General features: G+C 59.3%; 11 protein-coding genes and 1 riboswitch. Of the genes, 3 read left to right on the forward strand and 8 right to left on the reverse strand.

Going from position 1 to position 13,582, the window contains the following annotated elements; translation table 11 throughout:
* Window positions 1-18 precede the first annotated feature (18 nt).
* The 3 genes from J3L12_RS04895 to J3L12_RS04905 all read left to right on the forward strand — a co-directional run bounded on the left by J3L12_RS04895 (window position 19) and on the right by J3L12_RS04905 (window position 3,247).
* On the forward strand, window positions 19-741 hold the full coding sequence (locus J3L12_RS04895; protein ID WP_208013919.1) for an ATP-binding cassette domain-containing protein: 723 nt from the start codon (window positions 19-21) through the stop codon (window positions 739-741).
* Between the two features lie 19 nt (window positions 742-760).
* Complete coding sequence (locus J3L12_RS04900; RefSeq protein WP_208013920.1) at window positions 761-1,948, forward strand: ABC transporter permease; 1,188 nt, start codon at window positions 761-763, stop codon at window positions 1,946-1,948.
* A 120-nt stretch (window positions 1,949-2,068) separates the two neighbouring features.
* Entirely contained in the window at window positions 2,069-3,247 is a 1,179-nt protein-coding gene (locus J3L12_RS04905) for an ABC transporter permease (protein ID WP_208013921.1), read from the forward strand.
* A gap of 156 nt (window positions 3,248-3,403) precedes the next feature.
* On the opposite strand, the gene mqnC is transcribed toward J3L12_RS04905, so the two are convergent.
* From mqnC to gcvH, 8 genes are all read right to left on the reverse strand, one after another.
* A complete protein-coding gene (mqnC, locus tag J3L12_RS04910; protein ID WP_208013922.1) occupies window positions 3,404-4,537 on the reverse strand; it encodes a cyclic dehypoxanthinyl futalosine synthase in 1,134 nt (377 codons plus the stop codon).
* A 188-nt stretch (window positions 4,538-4,725) separates the two neighbouring features.
* Complete coding sequence (locus tag J3L12_RS04915; protein WP_208013923.1) at window positions 4,726-4,962, reverse strand: hypothetical protein; 237 nt, start codon at window positions 4,960-4,962, stop codon at window positions 4,726-4,728.
* A gap of 42 nt (window positions 4,963-5,004) precedes the next feature.
* Window positions 5,005-5,637 carry a glycosyltransferase family 2 protein gene (locus J3L12_RS04920; protein ID WP_208013924.1) on the reverse strand — a complete coding sequence of 211 codons (633 nt, stop codon included), beginning with the start codon at window positions 5,635-5,637 and terminating at the stop codon, window positions 5,005-5,007.
* A gap of 12 nt (window positions 5,638-5,649) precedes the next feature.
* Window positions 5,650-6,663: a M50 family metallopeptidase gene (locus J3L12_RS04925; RefSeq protein ID WP_208013925.1), complete on the reverse strand. Its 1,014-nt coding sequence runs from the start codon at window positions 6,661-6,663 to the stop codon at window positions 5,650-5,652.
* A gap of 70 nt (window positions 6,664-6,733) precedes the next feature.
* A complete protein-coding gene (dxr, locus tag J3L12_RS04930; RefSeq protein WP_208013926.1) occupies window positions 6,734-7,861 on the reverse strand; it encodes a 1-deoxy-D-xylulose-5-phosphate reductoisomerase in 1,128 nt (375 codons plus the stop codon).
* A gap of 177 nt (window positions 7,862-8,038) precedes the next feature.
* Window positions 8,039-8,899, reverse strand: a complete 861-nt coding sequence (locus J3L12_RS04935; protein WP_208013981.1) for a phosphatidate cytidylyltransferase — start codon at window positions 8,897-8,899, stop codon at window positions 8,039-8,041.
* 337 nt (window positions 8,900-9,236) lie between these two features.
* Window positions 9,237-12,092, reverse strand: a complete 2,856-nt coding sequence (gcvP, locus tag J3L12_RS04940) for an aminomethyl-transferring glycine dehydrogenase (protein ID WP_208013927.1) — start codon at window positions 12,090-12,092, stop codon at window positions 9,237-9,239.
* A 101-nt stretch (window positions 12,093-12,193) separates the two neighbouring features.
* A riboswitch (glycine riboswitch) is annotated at window positions 12,194-12,279 on the reverse strand.
* Between the two features lie 873 nt (window positions 12,280-13,152).
* The gene (gene gcvH, locus J3L12_RS04945; RefSeq protein ID WP_208013928.1) at window positions 13,153-13,533 is read right to left on the reverse strand and encodes a glycine cleavage system protein GcvH; all 381 of its coding nucleotides are present in this window, start codon (window positions 13,531-13,533) and stop codon (window positions 13,153-13,155) included.
* Between the last annotated feature and the right edge of the window lie 49 nt (window positions 13,534-13,582).

Genomic DNA, 13,582 nt, shown 5'->3' on the forward strand with positions numbered 1-13,582 from the left:
GGGTAAAGTAAATCGCAGATGATAGAGGTTGTCCAGATTGAAAAGGCTTACCGCAAGTTTCAGGCGGTTCGGGGTATTTCCTTTGAGGTACAACCCGGAGAGGTCTATGGCCTGCTGGGGCCCAACGGCGCCGGCAAGACCACCACCCTGCGTATGCTGGCCACCCTGCTCAGGCCCTCGGCGGGCAGCGCCAAGGTTGCAGGCTTTGACGTGGTGCGGCAATCGCTGGAGGTACGCCGCAACCTGGGCATTGTGAACGGCGGCATGAAGGTCTACGACAAGCTGACCGGCTACGAGGTGCTCGATTTCTTCGGCAGTTTTTACGACCTGTGGGGGGCCAAACTAAAAGAGCGCATCGGCTGGGCTGCCGAGTTGCTGCACATCGAACAGGCTGTGCTGAACAAGCAAGTGAAGGACATGTCTACCGGGATGCAGCAGAAGATTGTGATTGCCAGGGCCATTCTGCACCAGCCGCAGGTGCTCCTGCTGGATGAAGCCACAGCAGGGCTGGACGTGTTCGCCCGTCGGGCCTTGCTGGATTTTGTGAAGCAGTACGCGGGCCTGGGCAAAACCCTGGTCTATTCCACCCACGTGATGAGCGAGGCTGAGGAGGTCTGCGACCGGGTGGGGTTCATCCACCAGGGCTTGCTGGTCTACGAGGGCCGTTTGCAGGAGGCTTTGGCGCTCGGCTCAGGGAACCTCGAGCGGGCCTTTATCCGGCGTTTGGAAGAGGCCGCTTGAAAGCGCTCTGGTAGTCATTATGAACGAAATCCTGATGATTGCCCGAAAAGAACTCTTGAGCGTGGTGCGTGAGCGCCGGGTGCTCTTTACCACCCTGGTTCTGCCCATTCTGATCATGCCCCTCCTGATGTTTGGCCCCATTCTGCTGTTTGGGAGTGCTGCCCGGCAAACCCAGGAGAATGTACAGAAAGTGGGGGTGGTGGGGGTTCCGGCGGCAGTGCTGGAGCAGCTCCGCAAAGCCCGGGTGGAGCCTGTTGAAATTCCCAACCCCCAGGAGGCTGTACAGAACCGGGAGGTCGAAGCAGCCCTGGTTTTTGAGAATGGCACCTATACCCTTTACGGCAGGCTATCCGGCGGGGCGACCCAGAGTGCTTTGGTGGTGGAGAAAGTCCAGGGCGCGCTCAGGACCTACAAAGACCAGCTTGTGGCCGAGCGCCTGCGGGCAAGGGGAATCGGGACGGAGGTACTCGAGCCCTTCCGGCTCGAGACCAAAGACGCCTCGCGTGAGCAGGAGCGGGCTGCCGGGTTGTTCGCATTCCTCATTCCCTATTTCCTGGTTGTGTTCATTCAAATGGGCGGAATGCCGGTGGCGGTGGATGCCACGGCAGGCGAAAAGGAAAAGGGCACCCTCGAGGCCCTCCTGGCGGCCCCAGTGCCCCTGATCCAGATTCTCCTGGGTAAGGGGCTGGCGGTGTTTGTGATGTCGCTCCTCTCCACCCTTGCCGCCATTACCGGGCTTTTGCTGGGTGGAGCGGTATTTCGCAACCTGTTTGCCGCGCAGCTTCGGGCGGTGCAGGATGGGGAAAGGGCGGCCCAGTTGGGCGGTGCCCTGGCCCTCGACCCGCTGGGCTATCTGTCCATGCTGCTCACGGCGGTTTTGTTTGCCCTGCTCATCATCGCCATCATGATTTCGCTGGGCCTGTATGCCCGTAGTTTCAAGGAAGCCCAAAGTTACATGAGCCCCCTGATGCTGGTGATGATTATTCCCATTCTGTTCTTACAGTTTTCCGATTTTCTCAAACTGCAGGACTGGTACTTTGCCCTGCCTTTCGTCAATGTGGTGCTGGCCCTGGACGCACTGGTGAAGGGCTCGGCTACTGCAACACAGCTTGTTATAACCTGGCTCTCTACTTTGCTTTTTGCCGGTATGGCACTGTACCTGGCCTACCGCAACTTCCAGCGTGAGGATGTGGTGTTTCGCAACTGAACAAATCAAAGCCTGGGCCCTCATCGAAGCGGCCCTCGCTCGAGTGCGTGGTCAACCCGCACATAAGATGCTTGAGAGTTCTGGTAAAACTCTGAATAGCCTGGCTGAAAGCTCCAAACTATGAAGAAAGCGCTAAAAATTGCCTGGAAAGAACTGATCTGCTACATCCGTGAGGAGCGCATGGTGATGCTGCTTCTTTTGCCACTCTTGATTGTGCCCTTGCTGATGTACGCCCCCAACTGGGTTCTGGCACGTTTGCAGCAGCAGGCAGCGGATAAGGTACATCTGGTGGCCGTCAAAGGTGTTCCAGAGGAATATTTGCGCGAACTCGAGCAAAAAGGTCTGCGGGTGACTCCAGCATCAGACCCGCGCGAGACCGTTCGACAGCGCAGGGCCGATGTGGGTTTGGAGTTCACCAAGGATGCTTTTATCGTCTACGACAGGGCCAGCCCCATTAGCGTACAGGAGTCCGTAGCGACGCTTCGCGTAAAAGAAGTGCTTCAGCAGATGCGGCAGAGGCAGGTCGAGCAACGGCTCAAGGCCAAGGGAGTCGCTCAGATGGACCTCGAGCCATTCCGGCTGGAAACCCAAAAAGCCTCAAGCCAGCAAGAGCAGGCCCTGGGTTTGCTGGCGCTGGTACTGCCCGTTTTCATAATGCTGTCTGTGCTGGGAGCGGGGCAGCATGTCGCGCTGGATGCCACCGTGGGCGAGAAGCAAATGGGCACCATTGAAGCTCTGCTGTCGGCACCCGTTGAACCCTGGAAGCTGTTGCTGGGTAAAGGACTGGCCGTCCTGGGGGCAGCTTTTTTCTCGGCTATCTCGGTATTTGTGGGTACTGCATTTGGAAGTTGGCTCTCCAGTAGCGGTTTGCCTGCAACTATTGAGAATCGCTATGGCATTCCTAACGTTTCAATGGGCTCACTTTCCTTATCTGCATCTACAATTGGGGGGCTATTTTTGACGGGTACGCTATTCGCAGCTTTGGCAGTAGGGCTGGTGCTGTCCATAGGCATATTCGCTCGAAGCTACCGCGAGGCCAACGCATACCTGGCGCCGCTGGATCTGCTCATTATGGCGCCTATGCTGGCTTATGCCTTTGCCGAATACATTCAGCCGCAAACCTGGCATTATGCGTTGCCGGGTCTGGGTGTTGTGATGGCGCTCGAGGGTTTGGTAAAAGACAACATCGGCTGGCCAGCACTCTTGACTACCTGGCTCACTACCCTGGGCTATACCTTTCTCACCGTATTTGCTGCGTACTGGAGTTTCAGCCGCGAGGACACGGTATTCAGAAACTGACTGCACTTCCCAAAAGAGCCGTGCACACTTTGTCAGGACATCGCGCTGTTCACTTACGTGGCTGCCCACGAAAACGAGAATGCCTCTCGGCCAGACGCAGGTTACGCACCAAACGTGGGCCAGGCGGAAAGAACATGCCAACTTCCACTTTGATGCTTAAGCCAACGGCAGGGCTACGGGGGGCTTCTCGCTCAAAATAGCCTGTACATCCGGGTACTGCTTGATGTTGTAGAAAGGGTCACGCTCGGCAGGCGTAAAGCCCGCATCGGCAATGTGGCGGACAATCTGCCTGACGGTAGCGTGGGTGCGGTTGTGGCCCCCGGCTGCGCTCACCACATTCTCTTCCAGCATTGTAGAGCCGAAGTCGTTGGCCCCGTAGTAGAGCGCCGCCTGGGCCACCTTGAAGCCCATGCTGGGCCAACTGGCTTGCAGGTTGGGGATGTTGTCCAGCGCGATTCGGGCCACCGCGAGCTGTTGCAGATACTCGTGAGCGGTAGCCCCTGGGGCCTTGCCCTTCAGGCGGGTATGCTCGGTCTGGAGCGTCCACATAGCAAAAGCCGCAAAGCCATGCCCGTACTCGCGCAGGGCTTTTTCCTGCTGCTCGCGTATCTTAAGCAGGTGTGCAATGCGCTGCTCGTAGGTCTCGCCAAACCCGATCACCATGGTCGCAATCGTGTACAGGCCGAGGCGCTGGGCCGTATCGAGGATGCGAAACCAGTCGCTGCTCTTGATGCGGGCAGGAGCGGCCTTGGCCCGCACCTCATCCACCAGAATTTCGCCGCCCGCACCCGGCAAACCATCCAGCCCGGCTTCCTTAAGCTCCATCAATAGTTCCCGGCAGTTGCGTCCGGTAATCTTTTCCAGCCCCAGGATTTCCTCGGGGCTGAAAGCGTCTATGCGTACTTCGGGGTAGTGTTGCTTCAGGTAGCGGAGCAGGTCGAGATACCACTCGAAAGGCAGGTCGGGGTTCACCCCCCCTTGCATCAGGATACGCCGACCCCCAATACTCATGAGCTCTTCAATCTTTCTTCCAATCTCCTCGAAAGAGAGCACATATGCGTCGCCCTGCCGTTTGGTGCGATAAAAAGCGCAAAAATTGCAGGCCACATTGCAAATGTTGGTGTAGTTGATGTTGCGGTCAATCAGGTAGGTGACCACCTGGGGGTTGCCGCGTTTGAGCCGAAGTTCGTGGGCAACGGCAGCCACCTCAGGCAAAGGAAGCTCGTAGAGTTCGCGTATTTCGCTGGCTGAAAGTCGTTCGCCTGCTGCTGCACGGCTCAAAACGTCCATGACCGTATTGTATCGGCTACTTGAGAAGAAATAGTAGGACAAACAACCCCATCCAGGACAAAGCTATCCTGAGGTAGGTCGCGCTAGATATGTCAGAAGCGCACTGTATCTGGAAAAGGTGCGAGACGGCGCCCTGGTTTTGTGTTGACCAGATGAACTAACGAAACCAAAACCGGAGAGAGCGAGGGCTACTCGTCGTCTTCATCGTCCTCGTCTTCGTCGTCTTCATCGTCCCAGTCTTCGTCAAAGTCATCTTCTGACTCAATGTCGTCAATGTAGTAATCCTCAATGCTGCTCGCATCGGCCACGGTTTTGCCGTTGCTGACAAAGCGCAGGCCAGACTCGTCAATCTCGAGGCTCAAGTCGTCCAGGTCGGTATTGTCGGGCACGTGAACTTGCATCATTACCGCTACTTCGATTCGCATATTTACCTCCGCATCAGGCTATGGGGCTTTTGTCAGCTTGATTCAAGCTCCAAACCTCTTTCCCAAACGATACCGCAAAAGGTCGGCGTACATCCGCAGGCGCATTCCCAGACCCCGCCAGAAGCCGCGTTTTTGCTCTTTCATGATCTGGCTGGCACCGGGCAACTCGATATAGGCCCAGCGGGCCTGGGTGCGGGCCAGGTGGTCGGTAATGGCGGGCTCCGGCCAGCGGCGTTCGGTCAGGTTGGGGACACTTTTCAGCCATGCGGTGGTACAGGCCCGCTGCCCCGATAAAAAAGGGGTGGCCCGGTTGCCAAAATCGGTCATCAGACCCCCCGACTTAAAGACGCCAATAGCCATGTCCAGCTTACCGCTGCGAACGGGCTCGAGCATGGCCCACAGGTGCTGGGGTTTCAGTCCGACAAGGTCGGCATCGAGCATCAGCAGGTAGGGCGTTTGCACATGGGCCAGCCCATAGGCCAGGGCGCCGCTCTTGCCGCGGTTTTCCGGCAGCCGCAGCACCCTCGCCCCGGCCCGCTCGGCGGCCTGGGCGGTATGGTCGGTAGAGCCGTCGTCCACCACCAGCACGGGCAAGCCCGCTTCCTGCGCCACGGCCACCACAAGCGCGATGTGGGCTTCCTCGTTGTAGGCCGGGATCAAGACCGTGGTATCCATCTGGGGGTTATTCTACCCACCAACCAGGTTGCGAATATCGTTGATAGTCACCAGCACGATCAGCAGAATCAAAAACACGAAGCCGCCATAGGAGAGCCGGGCCTCGGTCTCGGGTTTGATACGTCCGCCGGTGAGGACATTGGCCACAAGCACCAGGATACGCCCCCCATCCAGCCCAGGAATGGGCAGCAGGTTAAACACCGCCAGCGACAGGTTGATAGCCGCCAGCAATCCCACCAGGGTACTCAAGCCCTGCTGGGCGGCCTGACCGGTGATGCTAACAATGCCGACCGGCCCGGCCACCCCCTGGGCCTGCTGGCCCGAGAGGATACGGGCGATACTCCCCACGAATTCCTGCACAAATCGCGGTACCGCCACCACCGTTTCGCCAATGGCCCGGCTGAGGCCCTGGAAGAAGTTGATGCGGGTGTAACCAATCAGCTCGGCCCGGTAGACAATGCCCAGCCTGCCCTGGATGTTGTCCCAGTTAAAGCGCAGGGTTACTTCCTGGTTATCCCGCAACACCACAAAAACCTTCTCGCCCGGAGTCTGGCGGAAGCGGGTAACCTGGTCGTAGGACTCGAGCTTGACTCCGTTCAGGCTCAGAATACGGTCGCCCACCCGAAAACCGGCCTGCTCGGCCAGGCTGCCCGGCAGCACCTCGGTCACCTCGGCCCGGGTCTGAGGCACGCCCTGGATGGAGGCGAGGGCCGCCAGAACACCCCAGGCCAGGAGCAGGTTCATCACCACCCCGGCCACCAGGATGAAGAACTTGCCCAGCGCCGGGAGCCGCGCATAGCCGTGGCTATCGCCGGGCATCATGCCTTCAATCTCGGCGTAGCCGCCCAGGGGAATGGCGTTGAGCCGCCAGGTAGTGCCCCAGCGGTCGAACTTGAGCAGGGTGGGGCCAAAGCCCACCCCGAAATTCTTGACCCCCACCCCCTGCCAGCGGGCTGCCAGGTAGTGCCCTAGCTCGTGCACGAAGATGCTGATGGAAATAATCAGGAGAAACCAGAGGAGGCTCATGCTGTACTCCGCAAAACACCAGGGGTCAAGCGCAGGAGGTCAGGGTTCAGGAGAGGTTTTCTACACATGGTTATGCCTTCACGTTGAGCAATTCTCGAGCCCGTTCGCGGGCCTCGAGGTCGGCCTGGTACACATTGTCCCAGGTGAGGGGCGCATTGGGGGTCTGCTGCAACACTTTTTCCAGCACCCTGGGAATCCCGAGGTAGCCGATCTGACCCTGCAAGAATGCTTCGACTGCAATTTCGTCGGCGGCGTTGAGCACGACCGGGGCCAGGCCGCCCTTTCGTCCAGCTTCGTAGGCCAGGGCCAGGGCCGGAAAGCGCTGGGTATCGGGGGGGTAAAAGTCCAGGCGCTCGGGGATGGGCGCGTCGCGCAGGGGGGTCGGGGGACGATGGGGGTAGGTGAGGGCGTACTGGATGGCCAGGCGCATATCGGTGGGGCCCAGCTGGGCCTTGATATTGCCGTCCTGGAAGCGCACCATCGAGTGCACATAGGACTGGGGGTGAATCTGCACCTTCACTTTTTCAATAGAAACTTTGAAGAGCTGCACCGCCTCGAGCACCTCGAGGCCCTTGTTGAACAGGGTCGAGGAGTCTATGGTCACCTTGGGCCCCATCTTCCAGCGGGGGTGGTTGAGGGCCATCTGGGGGGTAACCTTAGACAGGTCAGCCGGTTCGCGCAGAAAAGGCCCTCCCGAGGCAGTCAGGATTAGCTCGGCCACATCCTGGAAGGGCTCGCCTACCAGGCTCTGAAAGAGGGCCGAGTGCTCGGAGTCCACCGGGATAATCTCCGCGCCGCTCTGTTCTGCATCTTGCCAGAGCAGCGGCCCGGCAGCCACCATGCTTTCCTTGTTGGCCAGGGCCATTCGACGGCCCTGCTGCACGGCGGCCCGTACCCCCGGCAGACCCGCCAGCCCTGGAACGGCCCCCACGACTACATCCGATGGCCAGGCGGCTACCTCGAGTGCATCGGTGAGGTACAGGTTTGGAAAGCGAAGCCGCAACTCGGGTAGGACGCTTGCATCGGCCGCCACCGCTTCTGGTTGAAACTCGACAATTTGCCGGGATAGCAGTTCCAGGTTCTTACCCGCTACCAGCCCCACCACCCGGTAGCCCCGCCAGCGGCACACATCCAGCGTCTGGGTGCCGATGGAGCCAGTAGAACCCAGCACCACGATGCGTTTGGGGATATCACTCATCTTCTTGCCAGTGTACTGGTTTGGGGATAGAGGTCTGTAATCAGCCCTGCAAGGGTATAGATTTTTAGGAACGCTCATCGCGTTTCCCACATTTACGCTACACGCGATGCAGCGTAATTTACCCCCCACGCCATAGCATCCAAAGGATGCTGTGTGGGGTATTCGTGGGAACCGCTCTCAAATAAAGATGGTCAGCAGATAGTAGGTGAGCGGCACCGTGAAAAGGTGCGAATCCAGCCGATCCAGCAGGCCCCCATGACCGGGCAGGAAGTAACCGGAGTCCTTTACGCCGCAAAAGCGCTTCAGCATGGATTCGGTCAGATCGCCCAGTTGTGCCGCAAAGGAGAGCACCAGATTGACAATAAAGATTTCCACCGGTCGGAACAGGGCAAAGGGGCTTTCGGGATAGGCTGAACGAACGATGGCGGTAAACAAAAACAAAAGCAAAAAACTGGTGAGGATGCCACCGATAGAGCCCTCTACCGTTTTGCCAGGGCTGATGGTAGGGGCCAGTTTGCGCTTTCCCAGATAGCGGCCCACAAAGTAGCCGCCGATATCGTTGGCAAAGCTGCTGATGAGGGGTAGCGCGAGAATCCAGAGGCCCACTGTGCCGTCTGGGGAGTGGCGCAGCAACAGAAAGAAACCCAGCGTCCAGGGCAGGTACAAGAAGGCCATCAGGCTGTATGCGAAGCGCTGAATGTTAGCGCCCACGATCAGCTCAGAGCTAAAGGCCCCAATGAGCACCAGCCCCAGGGCAATTTCCCGCCAGGGCACCCCAGGGTAGATGTCATGGAGTTGGGGCAGGCTGAACAAAAGCATCACCAACCCGCCGCCAATCAGGAAGGCCATATTGAGCTCGATACCCTTGTTACGGAGCATGTAGCGCAGCTCGAGCGAACCCAGTACCAGGATGAAAACCAGAGCCGAAAACATAAGAATGCGCCCTTCCCACAACACCAGGAAAAGCACCACCACCCCCACCAGCGACGAGACTACGCGGGTGGGCAGGGAGGCGTCGGGTCGGGCTTGCGGAGGCAGCACAGCTACAGCATATCAGTCAGGGTTTTGGGGAACCTGGCTCCGAAAAGAGCGCTCAACCAGGTAGCCTGGCGCTTGACTCGAGGCCAGGGGATAGAGCGGTTTTCACAAGTGCTTGCTCCAGACACTTAATGTTTGCGCCGAATAGCAGGTTTTGCTGTGCTGGACACATAGAGATAACTGGAGAATACTCACAAACCATCTTTGTCTGAACACTTCGCCCATCAAGCAGGGAACAGGGGTCAGGGGACTGGCGTTTGAAAACCGCAACCCACTTCCTGACGCCCACTCCCACCTTGTGCGTTGCTGATAGCTGGGTATCGGGCTGAAGCTGGTATCAGTCCGTGGCCTGGGCGTAGTCCTCCACTGGCGGGCAGGCGCACATAATATTGCGGTCGCCGTACACATTGTCCACCCGGTTTACCGGGCTCCAGTACTTGTCCAGAGCCGACTGCCCACCGGGGAAACAGCCCTGAGCCCTGGTATATTTGCGGTTCCAGTGTTCATCGGCAATGTCCAACACGGTATGAGGCGCATGACGCAGGGGGCTTTCCTCTGCCGTGAGCACGCCCTGCTCCACCTGGGCAATTTCTTCCCGGATGGCAATCATGGCCCGAATAAAGCGGTCAAGCTCGTGTTTGGACTCCGACTCGGTGGGCTCCACCATCAGGGTACCGGGCACCGGGAAGCTCATGGTGGGGGCGTGGAAGCCATAGTCAATCAGGCGTTTGGCGATGTCCTCGGCGGTGATGTCGAATTTCTTGAAGGCCCGGGGGTCGAGGATGCACTCGTGGGCCACCCGGCCCTTTTCGTTTTTGTAGAGCACCGGGAAGTGGGGCTCGAGCCGCCGGGCGATATAGTTTGCGTTCAAAATGGCAACCTCGGTGGCCCGCCGCAGCCCCTCGCTGCCCATCATCCAGATGTAGGCAAAGGAGATGGGCAGGATGGAGGCCGAGCCGTAGGGGGCCGCCGAGACTGGCCCCACCGGCGCGGTGCCGCCGTCCAGCACCGGGTGCCCCGGCAGGAACGGGGCCAGATGGGCCTTGACCCCGATGGGCCCCATCCCCGGCCCGCCGCCGCCGTGGGGAATAGCAAAGGTTTTGTGCAGGTTGAGGTGCGAGACATCGGCTCCGTAATGGCCGGGCTTCGAGAGCCCCACCTGGGCGTTGAGGTTGGCCCCATCCAGGTAAACCTGCCCCCCGTAGCGGTGCACAATCTCGCACAGCTCGCGGATTTTCTCTTCAAACACCCCGTGGGTGGAGGGGTAGGTAACCATCACGGCAGCCAGATGTTCGGCGTGTTGCCGAGCTTTGGCCTCGAGGTCTTGCAAATCCACATAGCCCTGCTCGTCACAGGCCACCACCACCACCTCCATCCCGGCCATGTGCGCCGAGGCCGGGTTGGTGCCGTGGGCCGAAGAGGGAATCAGGCAAACATTACGGTGCCCCTCGCCCCTCGAGCGGTGGTAAGCCCGGATGGCCAGGAGCCCGGCGTACTCCCCCTGGGCGCCCGAGTTGGGCTGAAGCGAGATGGCATCGTAGCCGGTAATCTCGCACAGCCAGCAGCTCAGGGTGTCGAAAAGTTCCTGGTAGCCCCTGGCCTGCTCCGCGGGGGCAAAGGGGTGCAGGTTGGCAAACTCCGGCCAGCTTATGGGCATCATCTCGGCGGCGGCGTTGAGCTTCATGGTGCAGGAGCCCAGGGGAATCATGGCCCGGTCGAGGGCTAAGTCGCGGTCGGCCAGCTTGCGCATGTAGCGCATAAGCTCGGTCTCGGAGTGGTAGCGGTTGAAAACCGGATGGGTCAGGTATCTGGAGGTACGCACCAGACCTGCCGGCAGATGGTTTGAGGGAGCCAAATCGGCGTACTTGAAGCGGCCCCCAAATGCCTCCCAGACGGCCTCGATAACCTCGGGCGTGGTGGTCTCGTCGAGGGCAATGCCAATGTGCTCATCGTCCACCTTGCGTAGATTGATGCGCCGCTTGCGGGCTTCGCTCAGGATTTCCTCGACCCGGCCCTCGGCCCGGAGGGTCAGGGTATCGAAAAACTGGGCGTTGACCCGCGCAAAGCCCAGGCGCTCGAGGCCCGCCGCCAGTACGCTGGTTTTGTCGTGGATGCTCTGGGCAATCTCGCGCAGGCCGTCCGGCCCGTGGTAGACCGCGTACATCGAGGCAATCACCGCCAGCAAGACCTGCGCGGTGCAGATGTTGGAGGTGGCCTTCTCGCGGCGGATGTGCTGTTCTCGGGTCTGGAGGGTCAGGCGGTAGGCCCGGTTGCCCCTCGAGTCTATCGAGACCCCTACCAGCCGCCCCGGCAGGGCCCGCTTAAAGGCATCCTTGACCGCCATGTAACCGGCGTGGGGCCCGCCGTAGCCCATCGGCACCCCAAAGCGCTGGGCCGAACCCACCGCAATATCGGCCCCCAGCTCGCCGGGCGGGGTCAGCAGGGTGAGGGCCAGCAGATCGGCAGCCACAACAGCCACGCCCCCTGCGGCCCGCACTCTTTCGATAAATGGCCGCAGATCGCGGATCTGCCCCAGCGTGTCGGGGTACTGGAAGATGGCCCCAAAGAGCCCCTCGGGGTGCAGGTCGGCCTCCGGGTCGCCCACCACCAGCTCCCAGCCCAGCGGTTCGGCACGGGTTTGCAGCACGGCCAGGGTCTGGGGGTGCAGGTTCTTGTCGGCAAAAAACGCCTTGCGTGGGTGCTTACAGCTGCGCTCTGCCACCGCCATGGCCTCGGCAGCCGCAGTGGCCTCGTCCAGCAACGAGGCATTGGCAATATCCAGGCCGGTCAGGTCGGCAATCATGGTCTGGAAGTTGAGCAAAGCTTCCAGCCGTCCCTGGCTTATCTCGGGCTGATAGGGCGTGTAGGCGGTGTACCAGGCCGGGTTTTCCAGCAGGTTTCGCTGAATTACGGGGGGCAGGATGGTTCCGTAATAACCCTGACCAATCAGCGAGGTGAAGACCTGGTTCTTATTGGCAATGGCCCGCATCCGCGCCAGCATCTCGGTCTCGCTCAGACCGGGGCCAATGTCCAGGGGGACGCTCTCGCGGATCGAGGCCGGCACCGTTTGGGCAATCAGTTCGTCCAGGGTGGAAACACCGACCGCCTCGAGCATCGCCTGGATGTCTTCCGGGGTGGGGCCAATGTGGCGCCTTGAGAAATCGGTGGAGCGGGGCTTTTGATTTTCACGCATGGGGTCTCCTCTCTTCGCCACTCGAAGAAACTCGACCCCATCTGTCCTTTTGCCTGAGAGTGTTATCCCGTCGGCGGGCGTCTGGCGCCTCTCTCCAGATTGTGCTGCTGTGGTTCTTTTGCCTGAGAGATTCCGGGGCGGTTGCTCCTTCGGCGTGGGACAGGCCCATCTCTCCCATCAGCAGCCGGTTACTTTTTCTATTGTCATGATAGCCCATGCAGACCTGGGCCTGAAAGTGACGGTTGTACAGTTTTACCAACTTTAGTGCACAGTCGTATAAATACCCGTACAAAGTGTCCATTGCGGCACGAACTATGCAGTACGCTCTAGCAAAAGCCGTAGCAGAAACCTTTTCGTTCCACCCCACCGTGTAGGGGAGGTAAGGTGGGGTTGCTGAGCAGCGCCTTCTCACAGCAGATCGGTTCAGGGTCTTGCCCAATACCCTCCCCTGCCCTCCCTACGTGGTAGGGAGGGGGTTTTAGGGCCATAGCTCATGGAATCTATCGAAGTGTATGGGTATCTCTACCACGCTGTATTTAGGTGTATGACCAACTTTCAACGACACGTAATACCGAATCTGCTCAGAAGTGACCCAAAAGCGATATACAAGTCCCTCGGACGCGCCCCCTGGCGCGGCGAGGGAGGGGCGCGTTTAGCGCCGCTCACGCGCAGAGTTGGCATTAGGTAGTGGTCTCTAACCTGTCCCCTACCCCCTGCTCCCTACTGGTCTGGTAAGTAAATTTATGGGTTCATTCCGAACGTAGCGAAGCGAAGAGAGGAATCTGATGTGCTTCAGTCCACTGTAATCACTGTTCCTTTGCAGAGCCAGATTCCTCGTTGCACTGCGTGCGCCTCGGAATGACTACAAGAAATCAAGAGCAGAAGTTGGGTTCAATGGAGGCATCTCAAACACTTTGTTACCAGACCACTACCCACCGCTCCTACAGCATGTAAAGTATTCAATCAAAGATGGTATTACAGGGGTTACGGGTCTGGTCGCTAGTAACTATGGCACCCATCAAACATTCGCCACGAACAACGCCCCAGACATTCGAGAGAGTCACTGGCTTTCCGCTACAGCCTGATAATCCGCAGCCGACAAAAGCCCCTCCACGTCGGCAGGATTGACCTTCATCTTGAACAGCCACCCTTCCCCATAGGGCGACTGGTTGAGCAGCTCTGGTTTATCTCCCAGGGCAGCATTCACCTCGATAATCTCACCTGCTACCGGCGCGTAAATATCCGAGGCGGTCTTGACCGACTCCACCACCGCTACCGCGACGCCCGCTTCGGCAACCTTACCCACCTGCGGTAGTTCCACAAACACCACGTCGCCCAGCGCATCCTGGGCAAAGTCGGTGATACCTACCACGGCTACGTCGCCCTCGAGGCGAACCCATTCGTGCGACTTGGTGTACTTAAGCTCGGAAGGATAGTTCATGATGTCACCTCGGCAGTCAGTTTATTGCCAAACACCGCCTTGAGCACAG

It is taken from the genome of Meiothermus sp. CFH 77666, assembly GCF_017497985.1.
Taxonomy (GTDB): domain Bacteria; phylum Deinococcota; class Deinococci; order Deinococcales; family Thermaceae; genus Meiothermus.